Genomic DNA, 20,730 nt, shown 5'->3' with positions numbered 1-20,730 from the left:
CCATCCATGCCGCTCGGCCTTCCCCGCCACATTGCGGCGCAACACGGAGTAAAATGCGCTCCATGCATAGCCTGACCCTCGATTCCACGACCCTCGACGCCGCTGTCGCCGCCGTCCACGACGACGCCTGGACGGTCGCCTGCCTGTGCGCCGCCTGGTGCGGCACCTGCGCGACCTACCGCGCCACGTTCGAGAACCTGGCCGCGCGCCACCCGGACAAGCACTTCATCTGGATCGACATCGAAGACCAGGCCGCCCTGGTCGGCGACCTCGATGTCGACAACTTCCCGACGCTGCTGCTGCAGCGCGGCGACACCGTGGCGTTTTTCGGCACGATGGTGCCCGATGGTGGCGTGGCCGATCGGCTGATCCAGGCCCAGGCCGAGATCGCGCCGGCCGAACTGGTGCGCCTGGCGCAATCGAGCGATGAGCGCCGCGAATGGCAGCGCGACTGCAATCTGCGGCAACTGCTGGGCGGCGCGGACTAATCCTGCCCGCCCCAACGCGCCAGAATCTCATCCGCCGCCACCGGCTTCCCATACAAATACCCCTGCGCCAGATTGCACCCATGGCGCAGCAAAAAGGCCGCCTGATCCGCGCGCTCGACACCTTCAGCAATCACCGACAGGTTCATGCTCTTGCCAAGCTGGATGATGGCAACCGCGATCGCCTCGTCGTCCGGCCCCTGCGAGATATCCTTGATGAAGCTGCGGTCGATCTTGAGCGTTTGCACCGGCAACTGCTTCAGGTACGCCAGCGATGAATAGCCGGTGCCGAAATCGTCGATCGCCAGCCCCACGCCGATCGCGTGCAGGTCTTTCACGTACTGCAGCGCGTCGCCCGTGTTCATGATGATCGACTCGGTCACTTCCAGCTGCAGGCGGTGCGGCGCGAGGCCGGTCGATTCCAGCACCTCGGTGACGATCGCCGCCATGCCGCCGCGCTCGAACTGGCGCACCGACAGGTTCACGGCGATCTTCGGCATACTCAAACCCTGCGCTTCCCACGCCACCATCTGGCGGCAGGCTTCCTGCAGCACCCACTGGCCAAGCTGGCCGATAAAACCGGTGTCTTCGGCCAGCGGGATGAACTGGCACGGCCCGATCTGCCCCAGCTCGGCACTGTGCCAGCGCACCAGCGCTTCGACGCCGGTCAGCCGGCCGCTGTCAATTTCAACCTGTGGCTGATACGCCAGATAGATCTCGTTCTTGTCGATCGCGCGGCGCAGCAGGCCTTCCATGCGCAGGCGTTCGACGCCGTCGCCGCTCATCGACGCCGCATAGAACTGGTAGCCGTTGCGCCCGCGCGCCTTGGCCTGGTACATCGCCACGTCGGCATTGCGGATCAACATGTGCATGTCCTGCGCATCCTGCGGATACAGGCTGATGCCGACGCTGCCCGTGACAAAGAGCTCGTAGCCGGACACCATGAACGGCTGCTCGAACATCGCGATCAGCTTGGCCGCCACGCGCGCCGCGCCGGCGACGCCGCCGATATCCTCGAGCAGCACGATGAATTCGTCGCCGCCCAGGCGCGCCAGCGTGTCGCCTTCGCGCAGGCACCGGGCCAGCGCGCTGGCGGCCTGCTTGAGCAGTTCGTCGCCGACGTGGTGCCCCAGCGTGTCGTTGACGTTCTTGAAGCGATCGAGGTCGATGAACAGCACCGCGAGCTGCTGGCCGTCGCGCTGCGCGCGCGTCATCGCGTGGCGCAGGCGGTCGTGGTACAGCAGGCGGTTGGGCAGCGCGGTCAGGGGATCGTGGTGCGCCAGGTGATCGAGCTGGTTCTGCGATTCGCGCGCGCGCGTGATGTCGCTGAAGACCGACACATAATGCGTGATCGCACCAGCGTCGCCCCGCACCGCCGTGACGGTCAGTGACTCCAGATACGCTTCGCCATCCCGGCGCGTATCCCAGATCTCGCCGCGCCAGAAGCCCGTCTCGTCCAGCTCGCGCCACAGCTTGTGATAGAAGGCGTCGTCCTGGAGCCGGCCGCGCATCATGCTCGACTCACGTCCCACCGCCTCCTCTTCACTATAGCCGGTGATGCAGGTGAAAGCCGGGTTGATGGCGACGATCCGGCCCGTCACGTCCAGCACCATCACGCCATCGGCGATATGCTCGAGGACCGTGGCCGACAGGCGCAGCTTTTCTTCGGCCAGCTTGCGCTCGGTGATGTCGGCGAACACCCAGATGCTGCCTTCGTCCGGGTACGCCGGGTCAAGCGCCGAGCCGCTCACCAGGCACCAGAACAGGCTGCCGTCGCGATGGCGCAGCTGGTGTTCCTCGCCCAGGTCCATGCGCCGCGCCAGTAGCGGGTATTGCGTCATGGCGGTCTGCTCGTAATCTTCACGCGTGGGGTACAGGATCTCGGTCGACTGGCCGACCATCTGGCCCTCGTCATAGCCGAACAAGGCTTCGCCGCGCCGGTTGCTCGAAACGATGCGTCGCTGGCGCACGAACAGCACGCCGAACATCACGTTGTCGAGGATCGCGCTCTGTTCGGTCAGCAGGGCCTCAATGCGCATCTCGTTGTGCTTGCGCTCACTGATATCCGAGATGATGCCGTCGATCCGCACCGCGCCGTCCAGCGCAGCCGCGCCCGATAATCCCTGCGGCTGGCCGCTTTCCTGCACCCAGCGCTCCACGCCGTGCGCATCGATGATCCGGTATTCCATCTGATATGCGTCACCGACGCGCGTGGCGTGGCGCACCGTGTGGCTGTACCGGCGCCGGTCTTCCGGATGCACGATATCGCTCCAGTCGTCGGTCGTGGCGCCCATCAGGCGCTCTGCCGAGTGGCCGGTGATGTCTTCGATCGCATCACTCACGAATTCGATGGCCCCACCGGCGCGCACGCGAAACACGGCGCCGGGGACCTGGTTCACGATGCTGCGAAACTGTTCTTCACGCCGCGCGATGTCGGCGAACAGATCGCGAATGGCCAGGCGCATGCGCTCCATCTGCCGGCCCAGGCGACCCAGTTCGTCGGCCGCCGACAGCGCGAGCGGCGTATCGAAGTCAGCGCGCGCCAGCCGGTCGGAAAACCGCATCAGGCTGCGCAGCGGCGAGAGCAACCGGCGCCGCAACAGCAACGCGATCAGCAGCAGCGAAACGGCGACCTGCCCGACAACGACCAGCGCATAGTTGCGCTGCTTGCTGCGCAGCTCCTGCCGGCTAAGGTAGTCGTCCATCTCGAGGCGAACGGTACCGATCGTCTCGCCGCGCATCACAACCGGCCGTTCGGCGCGGAGCACCTGGCCCAGCGGCCGCGCCGGCGAGCGCACCCGTAGCGCGACCTCGCCTTCCGGGCCATGCAGCTCGACCATGACGACGGCCGGGTCGCGCAGCATCGCATCGAGCAGCGGCCGCGCCGTTTCCGGATCCAGATTCCAGAGCGGCTCCTGCACGCCGAGCGCGAGGATTTCTGCATTGCGCTGCAGGGATTCGTCGAGCGCCGCGGCAACCGCCGCGCGCTCCTGGACCCCGATCAGAAGATAACTGCCCACGGCCGCCGGCCCCGCCAGCCCGACGAACACCACCAGTAACAAGGCGCGGTACAGCGAGCGGCCATACAGGCTGCCCAGGCGCGACAGGATGGTAGGGTTGGTAGATGACGATGTGGACATGGTCGTTGGCGCCGCCGGCGCTGGTTTTACTGACTTGATGTAAAAAACGCGATTATGCGCCGTCGCTTGCTAAGCGTCACTAGCTAACGGCCCATAACTACTGGTCGGCAACGCGCGACCAGACTTGCTATGATGGATTGTCATGAACGCGTTTCTAATCGAGGAGAATCTGATGAGTCATTCCCTGTACGCCGCTTCGGTGCCGGTGTTTCGCCAATTGCTCGACGCCCTGGCTGGCGTGCTCGAAAAAGCCGAGGCCCATGCGCTGGAGCGGCGCATCGAACCGGATGCCCTGTTACAAGCCCGCCTGTTCCCCGACATGTTCCCGCTGGCGCGCCAGATCCAGCTCGCCACCGATTTCGCCAAGGGCGCCGGGGCGCGCCTGGCCGGCATCGAATCGCCGCGCTACGAAGATGGCGAGCGCACCTTCACCGAACTGCAGCAGCGCATCACGCGTACGGTCGGCTTCCTGGACAGCCTGGAACAAGCCGACATCGACGCCGGTGCAACCCGCCCGATCACCCACGGCAGCGGGGAACGCGCACGCCATTTCGACACCGGCGCGGTCTACCTGACCCACTTCGCGATGCCGCAGTTTGGCTTCCACGTGACGACCGCGTACGCGATCCTGCGCCACAACGGTGTGCCGATCGGCAAGCGCGACTTTATCGGCAGCTATTAATAACGCTAACTAACAGCGGTCACTTGTTCCGGCGCGGGTAACCCTGCGCCAGGATGCGCTGCCAGACGAGCTCTTTGGCATCGGCGCTCATCGACACCCAGTGAGCAACCTCGGCCACAGTGCGACCGCAACCGCGGCAGACTTCGTCGAACGTGGTCGAGCATACCGCCACGCACGGCGTGTCCGGCCGGCCGGCTGGGGTTCCGGGCGTTACCGGCGTCACCCGTGCGGGGCTGGCCCCGCCCGCTTCACGCTGGTCCGACATGGAGCTTGTCCCAACCGTCGTGTCCAAGCTGTTCCATCGTCTCGATATTCTTTTCGAAGATCTCTTCCGCCTGCGGGAAGGCTTCCACGGCGCGCTCGATGCTCTCTTCGCGCAGCAAGTGCAGGATCGGGTACGGTGCGCGGTTCGTGTAATTCGAGATATCGTTGATGTCGGTGTCGGCGAACTGATATAAAGGATGGAAGCTGGCCACCTGCAGTTCACCATCGAGCTGCATGTCCTCGAGCGCGGCATCGGCCACGTCGAGGAACTCGTTGTAATCCTCGAAATCACCCAGCACGAACGGGTGAATGATCAGTGTGGTGTCGGTCTTGGCGGCGTCCGTGTCGGACAGGTGCTGCAGCTCGTCCATCAAGGTTTCAAGCAATTGCTCGGGTGTGGTTGCGGTGGCAACGACAAAGCGCACCTGCTCCTTGACATACACGGCCTTGGCAAACGGGCACAGATTCAGGCCGATCACCGCGCGTTCGAGCCAGTTGCGGGTCGCCCCGATGATGGCGTCATCGTCGGCGTTGAGGTTGGGAGTGCTCATATAAGACTTTCAATAGCAATGCAGACAGCAAAAGCGGGATTGTACGCACTCTTTGCGTGTGCTCATAGATCGGCCCAGCTCCACGGGTAACGTTTGCTGGACGTGGTCGTATGCGCAGTGAATAGCGGCGCCAAATCCCGGTGCTGCTGACTAAAAATACCGGCGGTTCATTAATTTCGATGATCCTGATGGCATCTTCTGTTTTCATGATGTCAACGCGCGCGATTCTAGAAGGCATTTTTATTGTAACGAAGGCGTCATACATCTTGACTCGCTCGACAATCCCTTCGTACACTGCCTCCTGGTCCTCGGTCCGTTCGTTCCCGAACGCAACATTGGAAAGCTATGCACAACACGAAACGTCCTACCTTCGCACTGGCTGCATTGGCCTTCCTGGCCGCGTCACCCCTCAGTTTTGCCATGGACGCAGCCTCCCTGCCTACCGTCCAGTCTGCCGCAGTCGGCAGCCGCACCACCACAGCAACTTCGCAAGTCCAGACCAAACTCGATGAATACCGCGAAACCGACGTCTGGGGCCGCATTCGCAGCGGCTACGCGATTCCCGATCTGAACAACGCGCTCGTCACCCGTCATACCCAGGCCTACGCCAATCATCCCGCCACGCTGTCCCGCATCTCCGGCCGCGCTTCCCCTTACCTGTATCACGTGGTGTCCGAGCTCGAAAAGCGCGGCATGCCGACCGAACTGGCGCTGCTGCCGGTGATCGAATCGGCCTTCAATCCGCAAGCCATGTCGAGCGCCAATGCCGCCGGCCTGTGGCAGTTCGTGCCAGGTACGGGCAAAGATTTCGACCTCAAGCAAAACATGTTCAAGGACGAGCGCCGTGGCGTCGTGGCGTCCACCGATGCGGCGCTGAGCTATCTGCAGCGCCTGTACACGATGTTCGGCGACTGGCCGCTGGCCCTGGCTGCGTATAACTGGGGCGAAGGCAATGTGCAGCGCGCCATCAAGAAAAACCAGGCCGCAGGCAAACCAACCGATTTCGAAAGCCTGGCCGATCTGATGCCAGCCGAAACGCGCAACTATGTGCCAAAGCTGCAGGCGGTCAAGAACGTGATCGCCAATCCGGGCAACTATGGCGTCGTGCTGCCAGCGATCGACAACCAGCCCTACTTCACCACGGTCGACAAGACCAGTGACATCGATCTGGCAGTCGCAGCCCAGCTGGCCGAAATGTCGCTCGACGAATTCAAGGCGCTCAATCCGCAGTTCAAGAAGCCGGTCATCATCGGCGGCGCCCAGACCCAGATCCTGCTGCCGAAAGAAAACGCCGAGAAATTCCACCTGAACCTCGCGCAATGGGGCCAGGCGCTGTCCACCTGGACCACGCACAAGATCACCGGTGCGCGCGTGAGCATCGCTTCGCTGGCTTCGAAGTTCGGCACCACACCGGAAGTCATCCGCCAGGCCAATAACATTCCAGCGCAGTCGCTCCTGAAAGTGGGTTCGACGATCCTGGTGCCGAAAATCTCGACCTCGAGCCATGGCGACATTGCCGAGAACATCATCGACAACGCCGTCGTCGCGTTCGAAACCGACCGCGGCATCGTCAAGCGCGCCACCAGCCGTTTCAAGACCAAGGCTGGCGTGCGCAAGGACAGCAAGCGTATCTCCCGCAATACGTCGTCCAAGCGCAAGCAGCGCTGATCCCTGGCCGGCATCCCCGCCACGGGGGTGCCGGCAGTCGTTTCGCACGCAGCCAGTTATACGATTTTCAAAGGGTCCGTGCACGAAGGCCGAAAAACCTGTATAGTGCGGTTTGTGCACTGCGACATCGCGCCCTGCTCTGAAAACATTCAGGCCAGGCAGCAGCAAGGCAGTCATCCAAGCAGCACCGCAAACCCCAGGCAGCTCATTAGAGCGCCTTTCTAAAGCCCTCCCGCCCTGTGTGTCGCTTTCAGACACCGTCCCGGCGCAAAGCTTTTGTGCCGAAATTTCTTTCATTCTGAGTCATTTCGTTTGTTGGTTCGCGTTGCATTTTTTCGTTCGCGCCATCCGTGCGAGCGTATTTGATTTATTCCGAAAGTACAGATCACATGAGTTTTGAAGCCCTAGGCCTCCACGCGTCCCTCGTCCAGGCTGTTGCCGATACCGGTTACACCACCCCTACGCCAGTGCAGGCGCAAGCCATTCCTGCCGCCATCGCCGGCCGCGACCTGCTGGTCTCGTCGCAAACCGGTTCGGGCAAGACTGCCGCCTTCATGCTGCCAGCACTGAACAAGCTGGCCAACGCCGAAGAAACGCCAGCCGGCAAGACCGCTGCGCAAGAAGCGCAGGCTGCCCGCGCCAAGGGCGAGCGCGTCCGTTTCAAGGCTGCCCAGCCAAAGATGCTGGTGCTGACCCCAACCCGCGAACTGGCCCTGCAAGTCTCGGCTGCGACCGAACAGTACACGGCCCACATGCGCCGCCTGCGCTGCGTCTCGATCCTGGGCGGCATGCCGTACCCGAAACAGATGCAACTGCTGGCCAAGAACCCTGAAATCCTGGTTGCTACCCCAGGCCGTCTGATCGACCACATGGAGTCGGGCAAGATCGACTTCTCGCAGCTCGAGATCCTCGTGCTCGACGAAGCCGACCGCATGCTGGACATGGGTTTCATCGACGACATCGAGAAAATCGTTGCCGCGACCCCGTCGGCCCGTCAAACCATGCTGTTCTCGGCCACGCTGGATGGCGTCGTCGGCAACATGGCGCGCCGTATCACAACCGATCCGATGACGATCCAGATCGCCAGCGCGACCAACCGTCACGAAAACATCTCGCAGCGCGTCCACTTCGTCGACGACCTGTCGCACAAGAATCGCCTGCTGGACCACCTGCTGCGCGACGAATCGATGGACCAGGCCGTGGTCTTCACCGCCACCAAGCGTGACGCCGACACGATCGCCGACCGTCTGAACATCGCCGGTTTCGCTGCTGCCGCACTGCATGGCGACATGCACCAGGGCGCCCGTAACCGCACGCTGGACAGCATGCGTCGTGGCAGCATCAAGGTGCTGGTCGCAACCGACGTCGCCGCACGCGGCATCGACGTGCCGAGCATCACGCACGTCGTCAACTACGACCTGCCGAAGTTCCCGGAAGACTACGTCCACCGCATCGGCCGTACCGGTCGTGCAGGCCGTAACGGTGTCGCCGTCTCGCTGGTGAACCACGCTGAAAGCATGAACGTGCGCCGCATCGAGCGCTTCACGCGCCAGCCGATCCCGGTCGCCGTCGTCGAAGGTTTCGAGCCAAAGCGCGCTGCAGCACCGGCCCGCGCCGGCTGGAAGCCAGGCGATGGCCGCAGCCCGTCGGCCAAGCCGGCATCGCGCGGTTTCTCGAAGCCATCTGGTGCGCGTGAAGGCTATGCCGACCGCGCCGCCAGCGGTTCCCGTGGCGCCCCATCGGAAAGCCGTTACGCTGACCGCGGTCCGCGTGAAGCCGGTCCGGCACGCGCTCCAGGCGCCGCACCACGTGCGCCAAGCGCGCCACGTGACGGCAACCGTTTCAGCGCCCCGCGTGAAGGCCAGCCGGCCCGTCGCGAAGGCGGTTACAAGGGTGCCCACCCACGTTCGGCGGACGGCGTGCGTCGTTCGTTCGGTGAGTAATCACCCTGCGTGAATCAAGAAACGGCTGCTTCGGCAGCCGTTTTTTTATGGCCGCCAATTCCATTACTGGCACCCTGCCTGGCACGTCCACGCTACATGGTGGATAATCCAAGACGATCAACGATTACCGGACATCCCATGAGCACCAGCGACCAACCCATCAAACTCACTTCGTTCTCGCACGGCGGCGGCTGCGGCTGCAAGATCGCGCCCGGCGTACTGGCCGAGATCCTGAAGTCGTCGCATGGCTTCCCCGTGCCGAAGGAATTGATGGTTGGCATCGAGACCGCCGATGACGCCGCGGTCTACAAGCTCAACGATGAACAGGCCCTGATCGCCACCACCGACTTCTTCATGCCGATCGTCGACGACCCGTTCGACTTCGGCCGCATCGCCGCCACCAATGCGATCTCGGACGTGTATGCGATGGGCGGCACGCCGATCATGGCGCTGGCGCTGGTCGGCATGCCGATCAACAAGCTGCCGCTCGACACGATCGGCCAGATCCTGCGCGGCGGCGAGTCCATTTGCGCCGAAGCGGGCATTCCCATTGCCGGCGGCCACACGATCGATTCGGTCGAGCCGATCTATGGCCTGGTCGTGCTGGGCCTTGTGCATCCGTCGAAAGTCAAACGCAATGCCGACGCCCGCGATGGCGACGTGCTCATTCTCGGCAAACCGCTGGGCGTGGGCGTGCTGTCGGCCGCGCTCAAGAAAGACAAGCTCGGCGCTGACGGCTACGCGGCGATGATCGCCAACACGACCAAACTGAACAAACCCGGACGCCTGCTGGCCGACATGCCGAACGTGCACGCGCTGACTGACGTCACCGGCTTTGGCCTCCTGGGGCACCTGCTCGAACTGTCGCGCGGCGCGAAGCTGCATGCCACGCTGGACATGCCGAATATTCCGCTGCTGCCGGGCGTCCTGCAACTGGCGCAGGATGGCTACTTCACGGGCGCATCGGGCCGCAACTGGGAAGCGTATGGCAAGGACGTGCAGCTCGATGCGGCGATCCTGCCCGAGCAGCGCGCGCTGCTGACCGATCCGCAGACCTCGGGCGGGCTGCTGGTGGCCTGCGACCCGGCAGCCGCCGATGAGGTGCTGGCGCTGTTCGCACGCGAAGGCTTTGCCGACGCTGCGATCATCGGCCGCATGGCTGCCGGCGAGCCAGGCATCAGCGTCAAGCCATAACCGCAGGTATTAAACAAACAGCTTGTCGCGCGCCAGCGTACTGATCGCCACTGTGGCCGGATGACTCATCCGGCGTTCGGTGGTGATCGCATACACCTGCTCCACCACCCCATCGATCTGGCCCAGCGCCACCACCTGGTATTGCTGGCTCACCTGCGCCGCAATCACCGTCGGCACGAAGAACACCCCTGCCCCTGACTGGCCGAACGCATTCATCATCGCGCTGTCGTCGAATTCGCCGACGATGTGCGGATGGACCTCGGCCTGCTCCAGCCAGCGCAACAGGCGCTGGTGGATCGCGAAATCTTCTCCCGGCAACAGCATTGGCGCATTGTCCAGGCAGGCCGGAAACGGCTGATCGAACGTGGCCGCCAGCGCCTGCGTGCACAGCGCCGTCATCGGACTCTGGCCGAGCAAGTGGTTGTACGCGCGCACGCTGAAATGCCCGGGAATCGGTCGGTCGGCAATCACCAGGTCGAGCCGGTGCACGGCAAGGTCGCCGATCAGGCTGTCGAGCCGCCCTTCGCGGCAGATCAGCCGCACCGGCTCCTTCAGCCGCAACGCCGGCTCCACCAGCTGGCAGGCAATGAGCTTCGACACCGAATCGGCGCAGCCAATACGGAACGACATCGTGGCGAAGCTTTTGTCGCGCACCAGTTCGAGCAATTCGTCGCCAGTGCTGAAGATCGTTTCGGCATAGCTGACGATGCGGCGGCCCGTGTCGGTCAGCTCGAGGCTGCGGCCCGACTTGCGAAACAGCGCCACGCCCAATGCATCGGCGAATTCGGACAATTGCCCTGAAATCGAATGGGGCGTCAGGTTCAGCTGCGAGGCCGCCTTGGCGATGCTGCCGGTCTTGGCCACCATCCAGAAGTAACGCAGGTGCTTGTAGTTCAGCGCAGACATGTGCTCTCCAATAACATGGACTCAATACATCGTTAAATTCGATGTTATATGAAATTATATTCGATTTGTACGATGCTTCGCGCTCCCCTATAGTCGAGTCCTCACCACAAACTATAGGTGCCATACCAATGACACATCCTGTCCACCATTCCTGCGCGCGGGCGCAGGACAACCGGCTGCACGAGCTGCGCCATGAAGGGAGCAACCAATGAACGGTCTGGAAACAATTGCAAGCCCCATGATGTGGGCTGGCTTCGTCGGCTTCGTGCTGGTGATGCTGGCGCTCGACCTGTTCGTCTTTGGCGGTAACAAGGCGCACAAGGTCAGCGTCAAGGAAGCGGGTATCTGGTCGCTCGTCTGGGTCAGCATGGCCCTGCTGTTCAATGCCGGCCTCTGGTGGTATCTGAAAGGCAGCGTCGGCTCGGAAATCGCGGACCAGAAAGCGCTGGAGTTCTTCTCCGGTTACCTGATCGAAAAAGCCCTGTCGGTCGATAACGTCTTCGTGTTCCTGCTGATCTTTACCGCATTCCAGGTGCCGCAGCAATACCAGCGCCGCGTCCTGATTTACGGTGTGCTCGGTGCGATCATCATGCGCGCCATCATGATCAGCGCCGGTGCGTGGGTCGTGAGCGAATTCAGCTGGGTGCTGTACCTGTTCGGCGCATTCCTGCTGTTCACGGGTATCCGCATGCTGGTGGCCGTCGATGCAGAACCGGACGTGGTCAACAACCCGATCCTGAAGTTCGCCCGCAGGCACCTGAAAGTGTCCGAAGGCGACCACGGCGAAAAGTTCTTCGTGCGAATCAACGGTGTGCGCTTTGTCACCCCGCTGTTCCTGGTGCTGATCCTGATCGAAGTGACCGACCTGGTGTTCGCGGTCGACTCGATCCCGGCCATCTTCGCGATCACGACCGACCCGTTCATCGTGTTCACGTCGAACATGTTTGCGATCCTGGGTTTGCGTGCGCTGTACTTCCTGCTGGTCGACGTGGCTGACCGCTTCCACCTGCTAAAGTATGGCCTGGCAATGGTCCTGACCTTCATCGGTGTCAAGATGCTGATCATGCCGTGGTACCACGTGCCAGTGCAGGCTTCGCTGACCGTCGTGGCTGTGCTGATCGCCGGTAGCTGTATTGCCAGCGTGTTCATCACCAAGAAGGACGACAAATAAGCTAGTCGCTTGCCCGTAGCGTCCACAACAGCGCCCCCAACGGCGCCAGGAGCACCCGGAACTTACCGGGCTGCGTCTGGCGCCGTTGTCATTGGGTCTTGCGCCGCATCGTCGGGCACCAGGCCGACCCGCTCGTACTCCGCGATCACCTGCGCGCCCAGGAGGAGCAGCGTGGCTGCGATCTCGAGCGAAAACATGACGACGATGGCCGTCGTCATCGAGCCATACACCAGGTTCACCTGCGACAGCGTCGAGAAATACCAGACCAGAATGTGGCGCGCTGCTTCCCACAGCAGCGCTGCCGTCACGCCACCGATGGCGGCGTGCCATATCGACAGCCGCCCCACCGGCATCACCAGGTAGATCGACGTGAGCACGAGAATCTCGCCGATCAGCCCCAGCAGATACAGCAGCGCACCGGACACGCCGTTCAGCGACCACTCATAGTTGAACAGCCACACGCTTTCGCGCCCCATGACCTGCAGCGCGCCCGCCACCAGCGTGACGACCATGATGCCCACGCCCAGCGCCAGGATATAGCAATAAGGCAGCACGGCCGACACCAGGTAATGCCGGCGCCGGATCGCCACGCGGTGCACGAAGATCACGCTCATCGCGTTTTCCAGCACCGTGAAGGCAAGCGAACTGAAGAACAGCATCGTCACCGCCAGCACCCAGGTGATGAGTTGCCGGTCGTCCAGGAAGTGCGCCACCTCGGCCACGATCGGCGCCGACTGCCCCGGCACCAGCAGTTGCAGATAGCGGCTGAGCGTTTCCAGCAACTCGGCCGGGTCGATGAAGTGCGACAGCACCACCATCACCAGCATCAAAAACGGCACGATCGACAGCAGCGCGTAATAGGCCACGGCGCCCGCCAGCAGCAGGCCCTGGTTGGCGCGGAACCCCTTCAGGACTTGCAGCGTGAACTTGAGCGGATGATTCAGGATATAGACATTGGCGCGCTGATCTTTCAGGCGCGCCGTCCAGTCACGCCGACGACTCATCGGGCGAGGCGAATGCCGGAAAATTGCCAGCGCGCGCCTGTCGGGAAGAAGTTGCGGTAGCTGGGCCGGGCGTGACCGCCTGGCGTGGCGCAGGACGAGCCGCGCAAGACATACTGGTTGATCATGAACTTGCCGTTGTATTCACCGATGGCGCCGGGCGCCGGTGCGAAGCCGGGATACGGTGCGTAGCTGCTGCTGGTCCACTGCCAGCATGCGCCGAACATCTGTTGCAGGCCAGCGCCGCTGGCAGCATCGGGATGATGGGCCGGGCCGCTGCCCAGACAGGCCTGGCGCGCCGCGAATTCCCACTCGAATTCGGTCGGCAGGCGCGCGCCCGACCAGCGCGCAAAGGCATCGGCCTCGTACATCGAGACATGCGTGACGGGCAGCTCGGGGTCGAGCGGCTGCAGACCATGCAGCGTGAACTCGTGCCAGCCATCGGCCTGCTCCACCCAGTACAGCGGATGGGTGATCTCGCCACTGTTGACGCGGTCCCAGCCTTCGGCCAGCCACAGTGCCGGATCGCGGTAACCGCCCGCCTCGATGAACGCGCGGTATTCGCCGTTGGTGACCAGGCGCGAGGCCAGTGCGAACGGCGCCACGTAGGTGCGGTGGCGCGGCAATTCGTTGTCGAAGCAAAAGCCCTTGCCGCCATAACCAGCTTCGGCCAGGCCGCCTTCGAAATCGAGCCAGGCCAGCGGCTCGGCCGGTGCGGACGGCGCCATGGCGTCCGTCGCATACGCCGGGTACAGCGGATTTTGCGCCAGCAAATGCTTGACGTCGGTGAGCATCAGTTCCTGGTGCTGCTGTTCGTGCTGCAGGCCCAGTTCGATCAGCGTGGCCAGCGTCTCGTCGATGCCGCCGGCCAGCAGATCGGCGATACGGCGGTCGACATTTGCACGGTAGTCCCTGACGACACTCATCGCCGGGCGCGTCAAGAGCCCGCGCTGGGCGCGCGGATGCTTGTTGCCCACGCCGTTGTAGTACGAGTTGAAGAACACCCGGAACGCCGGATGAAATGGCGCGAAATTGGCTTCGCGCGGCTCGAGGATGAAGGTTTCAAAAAACCACGTCGTGTGCGCCAGATGCCATTTCATCGGGCTCGCGTCCGGCATCGACTGCGCGCAGCAGTCTTCGTCAGACAAGCCCTCGGCTAACTGCAGCGAACGGGTACGTACCTGCGCAAAAGCGCGTGGCAAGCTGTCATCGCGCATCATGTTCATGATGCGATCGCCTGAGCGTGAATGACGGCGAACCAGCGCTGCGGATCGGTCCAGACGCGCGTGGCCTCGAAACCGGAGCGCTCAAGCAGCCCGATCGCGTCGGCCTGCTGGTATTTGTAGCTGTTCTCGGTGTGGATCCGTTCGCCCGCTTCGAAGCGGCGCTCGCCACCGCGCCAGTGCACGGTCTGCGCGCTGCGCGCCTCCAGGTGCATCTCGATGCGGCCCATGGCCGCGTTGTAGGCGCCCCGGTGCTGCCAGCCCTTGATGTCGAAGTCGGCGTCGATCAGGCGGTTCACGTGACGAAGCAAATTCAGGTTGAAGGCCGAGGTGACGCCCAGCGCGTCATCGTACGCAGCGTCGAGCGTGGCAGAATCCTTGGCGAGGTCGATGCCGATCAGCACGCCGCCATCGTTGCCGCACTGCGCACGCAGACGCGTGAGGAAGCCCTGCGCTTCATCCGGCGTAAAGTTACCGATCGACGAGCCCGGATAAAAGAACAGGCGCCGGCCGGCATTAACCTGCGGCGGCAATTCGAAGCTTGACGAAAAATCCATCCCCAGCGCTTCCATCGCGATCTGCGGGAACCGTTGGCGCAGGCGCGCCAGGGCGTCGTGCACGAAGTCGGTGGAAATGTCGATGGCCACGTACTGCGCTGGCTGCAACAGCGGGAACAGCGCCGCTGCCTTGGCGCAGTTGCCGGCGCCGAGGTCGATCAGGGTGGCGCCGGTGCCCGCGGAACGGGCGATTTCGGCGCCATAGCGCTCAAAGATCGCCGCTTCGGTGCGTGTCGGGTAATACTCTGGCAGTTCGCAGATCGCTTCGAATAACTTCGAGCCAAGTGCGTCATACAGGTATTTGGGGGAGATCCAGGCGGCTGGCGCCTGCAGACCGGTGTGCAGTTCGTCGGCTTCGTGCGCGCTGTGACGGGGCGCCGCGACGTCTTCAGGTGTACAGGATGTCAGCATAGGGTTTATCATTCGTGCCGCCACGACGCACCATGCGAGATGGCCTGTGAGTTTTGCTTCGCGTAGTTCTGGTATTTCTTTGTTTATTTCTCTGTGTATTGCTGTTTTAGCTATCATAGCGGATTCCCCGGATTCGCCTAGTCTGCCTCACGCCAAGCGTGCTGCCCCTCGGGTCAGCCTCGTTTCATTACTTTTTAGACAAGAGCCACCATGACCCTGTCCTTCCGCCGCAACGTTCTCAAAACCCTGTGCGCCGCTGCTGCCGGCACGATGCTGATCGCGGGCGCTGCCCACGCGCAGAGCAACGGCGTGCTGCGTGTTTCGGCCATTCCCGACGAATCGCCGACCGAACTGCAGCGCAAGTTCAAGCCGCTGGGCGACTATCTGGCCAAGGCCACGGGTCTCAAGGTGGAGTTCACCCCGGTGACCGACTACGCTGCGTCGGTGGAAGGCCTGGTCAACCGCAAGATCGACATGGTCTGGTTCGGCGGCTTTACCTTTGTGCAGGCGAATGTGCGCAGCAAGGGCCAGGTCACCCCGCTGGTGCAGCGCGTGGAAGACGAAAAATTCCGCTCGGTCTTCATCACCACCGTGCCGACCATCACCAAGCTGGAAGACCTGAAGGGCAAGACGCTGGCCTTCGGCTCGGAATCGTCGACCTCGGGCCACCTGATGCCGCGCTCGTTCCTGCTGGGCGCCAAGATCAATCCGGACACCGACCTGAAACGCATCGCCTTCTCGGGCGCGCATGACGCCACCGTGGCTGCCGTTGCCGGCGGCAAGGTCGATGCGGGCGCGCTGAACATCTCGGTCTGGGAAAAATTGGTCGAGGCCAAAAAAGTCGATCCGAAGCAGGTGCGCGTGTTCTACACGACCCCTGGCTACTTCGACTACAACTGGACCGTGCGCACCGACATGGACCCGGCGCTGAAGAAGAAAATCACCGACGCTTTCCTGGCGCTGGACGATTCGACCCCGCAGGGCAAGGAAATCCTCGAACTGCAGCGCGCAACCCGCTTCGTGCCGACCAAGACCGCCAACTACGGCGCGATCGAAGCGGCAGCGAAAAACGCCGGTCTGCTGAAGTAATCGCACGATGGCGACCTTTCGCCTGCGCGGCGTGACCGTGCGCCACCTGACGGGCAGCCGCGCGGCTGCCCTGCACGCGCTCGACCTCACGATCGGCGCCGGTGAACAGGTCGCCCTGATCGGCCCGTCCGGGGCCGGCAAGACCACGCTGCTGGCCACGCTGGCCTGCGCCCATCAACCGAGCGAAGGTACGCTGGAGATCCTGGGCCAGGAGCCGTGGCACCTGCCGCACGCCGCGCGCCACCGGCTGCGTGCGCGCCTGTTCCTGGCGCCGCAGACACCACCTCTGCCGGCGCGCCAGCGCGTCGTCACGGCCGTGCTGGCGGCGCGCTTGCCGCACTGGTCGCTGTGGCAGGCCTTGACCTCGCTCGTGCGCCCGAACGATCCCGATGCGGCGCACGCTGCGCTGTCGCGCTTTTCGCTGGGCGACAAACTGTATGCGCGCGTCGACCGATTGTCCGGCGGCGAACGCCAGCGCTGCGGCCTGGCGCGCCTGCTGCTGTCCGATGCCGAAGCCTTGCTGGTCGACGAGCCGATTTCGGCACTTGACCCTGCCCTTGCCCGCCACACGCTGGCCACGCTGCGCCAGGAAGCCGCCCAGCGCAACGCCACGCTCGTGTGCAGCCTGCATCAGGTGGATCTGGCGCGCGAACAGTTCGGCCGCCTGGTGGGCCTGCGCGACGGGCGCATCGTGTTCGACGCGCCGCGCGAGCAGGTCACCGACACCATGATCGCCGACCTGTACGCCAACGAACACGTCGAGCCGCACGTGGCCCCGCCACACGACACGGCTGCCCAAATCGCCGTCGGCGCCTGTTTCTAGGCATGACGAGCAAGACGGTGCTGCATCCCGATCCGGCCTGGCGCGCGCGCCTGATGGGCGCCGTCGTCTTCGTCCTGCTGCTGTACCCGCTGCTGGTCGCAGCCGAATTCAAACCATGGCTGCTGTTCGACGCGCAAAGCCTGCGCGCGGCCGGTGGCTTCCTGCGTGATTTCCTGACGCCCGAAACCGATCCTGCTTTTCTGGCGATGGTGCTGCGCGAAACCTGGCAGACAGTGGCAATCGCCACCGCCGGCCTGACGCTGGCGCTGATCGTCGCCATTCCGGCCACCTTCGTCATCAGCGAACGCCTGTCGATCTCGCGCCTGGGCACGGGCCGCATCCGTCCGCTGGCGGGCGTCGTGCGCCAGGTCCTGCGCTGGATCCTGATGGTGCTGCGCTCCGTGCCCGAGCTGGTGTGGGCGCTGCTGTTCGTGCGCATCGTGGGCCTGGGCCCGACGGCCGGAGTGCTGGCGATCGCGCTGTCGTATACGGGCATGCTGGCCAAGGTGTATGCCGAAATCCTCGAATCGTCCGACGCGCATGCGACCGACGTCCTGCTGGCCAATGGCAGCGGGCGCCTGCCGGCCCTGCTGTATGGCGCCCTGCCCGATGCCAGCGCCGAACTGGTGTCGTACACCGTGTACCGCTGGGAGTGCGCGATTCGGGGCTCGGCCGTGATGGGCTTCGTCGGCGCCGGCGGCCTGGGCCAGCGGCTGGATGAATCGACCAAGATGATGGCCGGCGGCGAAGTGGCGACCATGCTCATCATGTTCGTGCTGCTGGTGGCCGGCGCCGACCTGGTCTCGAAACTGCTGCGCCGGAGGATCGGATGAAGGCTGACAACACCCCGCCCACTTCCCTCACGGCGATCCCCGCCCCGCCGCCACGTCAGGCCGGCACCTGGCTCATTCTCGGCGGCCTGCTGGCGCTGATCGTCGCCAGCTTTGCCTCGCTGCCGCTGCAGTGGAGCGCATTCTTCACGCGGGAAGCGATCGATTCGGCGTCCGAATTCCTGGCCGGCTTCGCGCCGCCCGACACCGCCCCGGCGTTCCTGGCCAAGACACTCGTCGCGTTCTGGGAAACCCTGGCCATGTCGGCCATCGGCACCATCCTGGCGGCGCTTCTCGCCATGCCGCTGGCGCTGGCCGGCGCCGGGCGCATGGGCCGCACAGCGCGCGCCGTGACGCGCCTGGTGCTCAATGTGCTGCGCTCGATCCCCGAACTGGTATGGGCCGCGGTGCTGCTGGTGCTGGCGGGCCTGGGGCCGCTGGCCGGCACGCTGGCACTGGCCGCGCACACGGCCGGTGTGCTGGGGCGCCTGTTTGCCGATGCGCTGGAAAACATCGAGCCGCACGCCGAGCAGAGCCTGCGCACGAACGGCGCGCGGCCGCTGGCGGCGTTTTTGTACGCGACGCTGCCCCAGGCGCTGCCGCAGATGCTGTCGTACACGCTGTACCGCTGGGAAAACAATATCCGCGCGGCGGCAGTACTGGGTGTGGTCGGCGCCGGGGGCCTGGGCCAGATGCTCAAGTATCACCTGTCGCTGTTCCAGATGCCCAGCGCTGCCACGGTCGTGATTGCGATGCTGGTGCTGGTGGCGCTGGTCGATGCGGCCAGTTATGCGCTGCGCCGCGCATTGATGCGTTAATACTCATGCGTTAACCCTTACTTGCGGACACCTCACCCGATGCTCGAACTCGACCAACTCACCAAATCGTATGGCGGCCGCACCGTGCTGGCCGAACTCTCGCACGTGTTCAAGGCCGGCGAGTTCGTCGCCATCATGGGCGAATCGGGCGTGGGCAAGTCGACGCTGCTGAACCTGATCGCGGGCCTGGACACGCCCGACGGCGGCCGCGTGGTCATCGACGGTACGCCGATCTCGAACCTGGACGACGACGCCGCCACGCGGCTGCGCCGCACCCGCATGGGCTTCATCTTCCAGGCCTTTCACGTGCTGCCGCACCTGACGCTGCGCCAGAACGTTGCCCTGCCGCTGCTGCTGAACAAGGCACCGCTCGAGCGCGCCGACGCGATGCTCGATGCGGTCGGGCTGCACGGCCGCGGCGGCGATTTCCCGCGCCAGCTGTCCGGCGGCGAGATGCAGCGCGTGGCGATTGCCCGCGCACTGGCGCACCGCCCGGCCCTGCTGCTGGCCGATGAACCGACCGGCAACCTCGATCCCGAAACCGCCGGCAGCATCCTGCAACTTCTGCGCGACGAGACGCGTGCACATGGCGCCGGCGCCATCATGGTCACCCACTCCCACGCCGCGGCCGCCATGGCCGACAAGGTCCTGCTGCTGACTCACGCAGGTCTGAAATTAGCGTAAATTCCGAGAAGAAACGCTCGGTTACCGCGAAATTAGTTAAATGACCCGAAACGTGCGCGACGCAATCGTAGTAATATCGCAACGACCTGCCGCAAACAGCTGTCAAAACAGGCAAGGATTATCCAGAACAACCGGTCTGTCCTGAATCATGTATTCATCAGGGAGAATCGACATGACCGTACGCCAGAAAAAACAGGAGTTACTCGAAGCGATGCAACGAGCGCGCGAGCTGGAGCCGTCGAGCTTCGTGCCCAACAAGCTGCTCGACACACTGATCGAGCGCATGCAGTTGAAGAATGACGCGGAGCTGTGCCGCGTGCTCGAAGTGCAGCCTCCGATCATCAGCAAGATCCGCCATCGCAAGCTCAATGTCGGCGCGACGATTCTATTGCGCATGCACGAAAAATCGAATATCCCGATCCGCGAGCTAAAGGAACTCAGCAGCGCCGCGGCGCTGCACTGACGGCGCGCGACGGCACCGAAGTCACTCCTGCGCCGGTGGCCGCCCGGTCTTGAGCTGCGGCAGCGCCACCAGCACGCCTTGCAAGGTCGCCACGTCGAGCTGGCCCAGCAGGGCCACGCCAATGCGCAGCAGCTCGCTTTTCTTGACGTCGACACCGGCGCGCAGGCAAGCCTGTTTTACTTCCAGCAGCACTGCATACTCGTTTTCCGGCATCGTGAAGCTGTCGCGCACGAGTGCCGGGCGCGCTTCTACGGCGGGCGCACGTTCAACGATCGGTACGACCGGCGGCTTGGCAGCGGCGCGTGGCGCAGCCGGTTTGCGGGCCGGGCTGCTGGCCAGCGCCCTGGCGGCCGACTTGAGCACCGACTTCACGCTGGTTTTTGCGGCGGGCCTGGCTGGCGCCGCTGGTGGCGCGACGGGCTTGGCGACTTTGGCAGTCTTGGCAGTCTTGGCGGCGGCCTTCACGGGCTTGGCAGCGCGGGGGGTTTTCGCTGCCGCAGGCGCGGCGCGGGATGCTGATTTGGCGGCAGGTGTGCGGGGCATGAGCCGCTCCGTCGTTGAGAAGGCAAACAATATAAACGATTTGCCAGTATGCTGTCGGACAGGAATGCAGGATGGGTAAAGACATCCCACCGGCAGCCGAAGCCAATCCGGGTGACAATACAGGCTTCATAGAGCGAGGTTTCTGTTTTTCCGAAGTAAAACTTCGGCAAACTCCTCTTTTGCAGGAGATACACCTGAATTATCCTGCCAGGGCGACGACTCTGCTGTAAACTTGTCGGCGCCGCGAGCTTCTTCTCGCTGGCCCCTGCGCACCCCAGTAATTT

Annotated in this window: 21 protein-coding genes; 13 read left to right on the top strand and 8 right to left on the bottom strand. The window is 63.8% G+C overall.

Features of this window, described 5'->3' with window-relative positions; translation table 11 throughout:
* The first annotated feature begins 62 nt into the window (after nt 1-62).
* Nucleotides 63-488, top strand: coding sequence for a thioredoxin family protein (locus AC1MGT_RS20295; protein ID WP_499504335.1), 426 nt, complete (start codon nt 63-65; stop codon nt 486-488).
* On the opposite strand, the gene AC1MGT_RS20290 is transcribed toward AC1MGT_RS20295, so the two are convergent.
* Nucleotides 485-3,625, bottom strand: coding sequence for an EAL domain-containing protein (locus AC1MGT_RS20290; protein WP_499501772.1), 3,141 nt, complete (start codon nt 3,623-3,625; stop codon nt 485-487). The two genes, AC1MGT_RS20295 and AC1MGT_RS20290, sit on opposite strands and share 4 nt — an antisense overlap.
* A gap of 172 nt (nt 3,626-3,797) precedes the next feature.
* Between AC1MGT_RS20290 and AC1MGT_RS20285 the strand changes: the two genes are divergently transcribed.
* The gene (locus AC1MGT_RS20285) at nt 3,798-4,307 is read left to right on the top strand and encodes a DUF1993 domain-containing protein (RefSeq protein WP_332530021.1); all 510 of its coding nucleotides are present in this window, start codon (nt 3,798-3,800) and stop codon (nt 4,305-4,307) included.
* A 19-nt stretch (nt 4,308-4,326) separates the two neighbouring features.
* On the opposite strand, the gene AC1MGT_RS20280 is transcribed toward AC1MGT_RS20285, so the two are convergent.
* Nucleotides 4,327-4,572: a DUF1289 domain-containing protein gene (locus tag AC1MGT_RS20280; protein ID WP_499501771.1), complete on the bottom strand. Its 246-nt coding sequence runs from the start codon at nt 4,570-4,572 to the stop codon at nt 4,327-4,329.
* Entirely contained in the window at nt 4,556-5,122 is a 567-nt protein-coding gene (locus tag AC1MGT_RS20275; RefSeq protein ID WP_499501770.1) for a DUF1415 domain-containing protein, read from the bottom strand. The genes AC1MGT_RS20280 and AC1MGT_RS20275 overlap by 17 nt, the downstream gene beginning before the upstream one ends.
* A gap of 345 nt (nt 5,123-5,467) precedes the next feature.
* Between AC1MGT_RS20275 and AC1MGT_RS20270 the strand changes: the two genes are divergently transcribed.
* From AC1MGT_RS20270 to selD, 3 genes are all read left to right on the top strand, one after another.
* Complete coding sequence (locus AC1MGT_RS20270) at nt 5,468-6,790, top strand: transglycosylase SLT domain-containing protein (RefSeq protein ID WP_499501769.1); 1,323 nt, start codon at nt 5,468-5,470, stop codon at nt 6,788-6,790.
* 389 nt (nt 6,791-7,179) lie between these two features.
* Nucleotides 7,180-8,733, top strand: a complete 1,554-nt coding sequence (locus AC1MGT_RS20265; protein ID WP_343027716.1) for a DEAD/DEAH box helicase — start codon at nt 7,180-7,182, stop codon at nt 8,731-8,733.
* A gap of 138 nt (nt 8,734-8,871) precedes the next feature.
* A complete protein-coding gene (selD, locus tag AC1MGT_RS20260; protein ID WP_499501768.1) occupies nt 8,872-9,927 on the top strand; it encodes a selenide, water dikinase SelD in 1,056 nt (351 codons plus the stop codon).
* A 9-nt stretch (nt 9,928-9,936) separates the two neighbouring features.
* Here the strand turns inward: selD and nhaR are convergent, their stop codons facing one another.
* Nucleotides 9,937-10,833 carry a transcriptional activator NhaR gene (gene nhaR, locus AC1MGT_RS20255; protein WP_499501767.1) on the bottom strand — a complete coding sequence of 299 codons (897 nt, stop codon included), beginning with the start codon at nt 10,831-10,833 and terminating at the stop codon, nt 9,937-9,939.
* Nucleotides 10,834-11,041: 208 nt separating this feature from the next.
* Here nhaR and AC1MGT_RS20250 point away from each other — a divergent pair, with 208 nt between their 5' ends.
* Entirely contained in the window at nt 11,042-12,004 is a 963-nt protein-coding gene (locus AC1MGT_RS20250; RefSeq protein ID WP_308638126.1) for a TerC family protein, read from the top strand.
* A 62-nt stretch (nt 12,005-12,066) separates the two neighbouring features.
* Here the strand turns inward: AC1MGT_RS20250 and AC1MGT_RS20245 are convergent, their stop codons facing one another.
* Genes AC1MGT_RS20245 through egtD form a run of 3 tightly spaced genes read right to left on the bottom strand, consistent with a single transcriptional unit; the run spans nt 12,067 to nt 15,196 of the window.
* Nucleotides 12,067-13,008 carry a YihY/virulence factor BrkB family protein gene (locus AC1MGT_RS20245; protein ID WP_499501766.1) on the bottom strand — a complete coding sequence of 314 codons (942 nt, stop codon included), beginning with the start codon at nt 13,006-13,008 and terminating at the stop codon, nt 12,067-12,069.
* Nucleotides 13,005-14,231, bottom strand: coding sequence for an ergothioneine biosynthesis protein EgtB (gene egtB, locus AC1MGT_RS20240; protein WP_499501765.1), 1,227 nt, complete (start codon nt 14,229-14,231; stop codon nt 13,005-13,007). The genes AC1MGT_RS20245 and egtB overlap by 4 nt, the downstream gene beginning before the upstream one ends.
* Nucleotides 14,228-15,196, bottom strand: a complete 969-nt coding sequence (gene egtD, locus AC1MGT_RS20235) for an L-histidine N(alpha)-methyltransferase (protein WP_499501764.1) — start codon at nt 15,194-15,196, stop codon at nt 14,228-14,230. The genes egtB and egtD overlap by 4 nt, the downstream gene beginning before the upstream one ends.
* Before the next feature lie 210 nt (nt 15,197-15,406).
* Between egtD and AC1MGT_RS20230 the strand changes: the two genes are divergently transcribed.
* The 6 genes from AC1MGT_RS20230 (at nt 15,407) to AC1MGT_RS20205 (ending at nt 19,903) form a co-directional block, all read left to right on the top strand.
* Nucleotides 15,407-16,285, top strand: coding sequence for a putative selenate ABC transporter substrate-binding protein (locus AC1MGT_RS20230; protein ID WP_499501763.1), 879 nt, complete (start codon nt 15,407-15,409; stop codon nt 16,283-16,285).
* A gap of 7 nt (nt 16,286-16,292) precedes the next feature.
* Nucleotides 16,293-17,108: a phosphonate ABC transporter ATP-binding protein gene (locus tag AC1MGT_RS20225; protein WP_499501762.1), complete on the top strand. Its 816-nt coding sequence runs from the start codon at nt 16,293-16,295 to the stop codon at nt 17,106-17,108.
* A 2-nt stretch (nt 17,109-17,110) separates the two neighbouring features.
* On the top strand, nt 17,111-17,941 hold the full coding sequence (locus AC1MGT_RS20220) for a PhnE/PtxC family ABC transporter permease (protein WP_499501761.1): 831 nt from the start codon (nt 17,111-17,113) through the stop codon (nt 17,939-17,941).
* On the top strand, nt 17,938-18,756 hold the full coding sequence (gene phnE, locus AC1MGT_RS20215) for a phosphonate ABC transporter, permease protein PhnE (protein WP_499501760.1): 819 nt from the start codon (nt 17,938-17,940) through the stop codon (nt 18,754-18,756). The genes AC1MGT_RS20220 and phnE overlap by 4 nt, the downstream gene beginning before the upstream one ends.
* Nucleotides 18,757-18,795: 39 nt before the next feature.
* Nucleotides 18,796-19,440, top strand: a complete 645-nt coding sequence (locus AC1MGT_RS20210; RefSeq protein WP_499501759.1) for an ABC transporter ATP-binding protein — start codon at nt 18,796-18,798, stop codon at nt 19,438-19,440.
* A gap of 172 nt (nt 19,441-19,612) precedes the next feature.
* Complete coding sequence (locus AC1MGT_RS20205) at nt 19,613-19,903, top strand: hypothetical protein (RefSeq protein ID WP_332530008.1); 291 nt, start codon at nt 19,613-19,615, stop codon at nt 19,901-19,903.
* 21 nt (nt 19,904-19,924) lie between these two features.
* Here the strand turns inward: AC1MGT_RS20205 and AC1MGT_RS20200 are convergent, their stop codons facing one another.
* Nucleotides 19,925-20,446, bottom strand: coding sequence for a hypothetical protein (locus AC1MGT_RS20200; protein ID WP_499501757.1), 522 nt, complete (start codon nt 20,444-20,446; stop codon nt 19,925-19,927).
* A gap of 71 nt (nt 20,447-20,517) precedes the next feature.
* On the opposite strand from AC1MGT_RS20200, the gene AC1MGT_RS20195 reads away from it, so the two are divergent.
* Nucleotides 20,518-20,676, top strand: a complete 159-nt coding sequence (locus tag AC1MGT_RS20195; RefSeq protein WP_499501756.1) for a hypothetical protein — start codon at nt 20,518-20,520, stop codon at nt 20,674-20,676.
* Nucleotides 20,677-20,730 lie beyond the last annotated feature (54 nt).

It is taken from the genome of Telluria sp. BA11 (assembly GCF_056680305.1).
Note: the sequence above shows the minus strand (reverse complement) of the source record. Positions and strands in the feature narration are given on the sequence as shown.

Bases quoted from the DNA above. Each gene is read 5' to 3' on its own strand.
- AC1MGT_RS20295 (WP_499504335.1), top strand. From the start codon at position 63: ATGCATAGCCTGACCCTCGATTCCACGACCCTCGACGCCGCTGTCGCC.
- AC1MGT_RS20290 (WP_499501772.1), bottom strand. From the start codon at position 3,625: ATGTCCACATCGTCATCTACCAACCCTACCATCCTGTCGCGCCTGGGC.
- AC1MGT_RS20285 (WP_332530021.1), top strand. From the start codon at position 3,798: ATGAGTCATTCCCTGTACGCCGCTTCGGTGCCGGTGTTTCGCCAATTG.
- AC1MGT_RS20280 (WP_499501771.1), bottom strand. From the start codon at position 4,572: ATGTCGGACCAGCGTGAAGCGGGCGGGGCCAGCCCCGCACGGGTGACG.
- AC1MGT_RS20275 (WP_499501770.1), bottom strand. From the start codon at position 5,122: ATGAGCACTCCCAACCTCAACGCCGACGATGACGCCATCATCGGGGCG.
- AC1MGT_RS20270 (WP_499501769.1), top strand. From the start codon at position 5,468: ATGCACAACACGAAACGTCCTACCTTCGCACTGGCTGCATTGGCCTTC.
- AC1MGT_RS20265 (WP_343027716.1), top strand. From the start codon at position 7,180: ATGAGTTTTGAAGCCCTAGGCCTCCACGCGTCCCTCGTCCAGGCTGTT.
- selD (WP_499501768.1), top strand. From the start codon at position 8,872: ATGAGCACCAGCGACCAACCCATCAAACTCACTTCGTTCTCGCACGGC.
- nhaR (WP_499501767.1), bottom strand. From the start codon at position 10,833: ATGTCTGCGCTGAACTACAAGCACCTGCGTTACTTCTGGATGGTGGCC.
- AC1MGT_RS20250 (WP_308638126.1), top strand. From the start codon at position 11,042: ATGAACGGTCTGGAAACAATTGCAAGCCCCATGATGTGGGCTGGCTTC.
- AC1MGT_RS20245 (WP_499501766.1), bottom strand. From the start codon at position 13,008: ATGAGTCGTCGGCGTGACTGGACGGCGCGCCTGAAAGATCAGCGCGCC.
- egtB (WP_499501765.1), bottom strand. From the start codon at position 14,231: ATGAACATGATGCGCGATGACAGCTTGCCACGCGCTTTTGCGCAGGTA.
- egtD (WP_499501764.1), bottom strand. From the start codon at position 15,196: ATGCTGACATCCTGTACACCTGAAGACGTCGCGGCGCCCCGTCACAGC.
- AC1MGT_RS20230 (WP_499501763.1), top strand. From the start codon at position 15,407: ATGACCCTGTCCTTCCGCCGCAACGTTCTCAAAACCCTGTGCGCCGCT.
- AC1MGT_RS20225 (WP_499501762.1), top strand. From the start codon at position 16,293: ATGGCGACCTTTCGCCTGCGCGGCGTGACCGTGCGCCACCTGACGGGC.
- AC1MGT_RS20220 (WP_499501761.1), top strand. From the start codon at position 17,111: ATGACGAGCAAGACGGTGCTGCATCCCGATCCGGCCTGGCGCGCGCGC.
- phnE (WP_499501760.1), top strand. From the start codon at position 17,938: ATGAAGGCTGACAACACCCCGCCCACTTCCCTCACGGCGATCCCCGCC.
- AC1MGT_RS20210 (WP_499501759.1), top strand. From the start codon at position 18,796: ATGCTCGAACTCGACCAACTCACCAAATCGTATGGCGGCCGCACCGTG.
- AC1MGT_RS20205 (WP_332530008.1), top strand. From the start codon at position 19,613: ATGACCGTACGCCAGAAAAAACAGGAGTTACTCGAAGCGATGCAACGA.
- AC1MGT_RS20200 (WP_499501757.1), bottom strand. From the start codon at position 20,446: ATGCCCCGCACACCTGCCGCCAAATCAGCATCCCGCGCCGCGCCTGCG.
- AC1MGT_RS20195 (WP_499501756.1), top strand. From the start codon at position 20,518: ATGGGTAAAGACATCCCACCGGCAGCCGAAGCCAATCCGGGTGACAAT.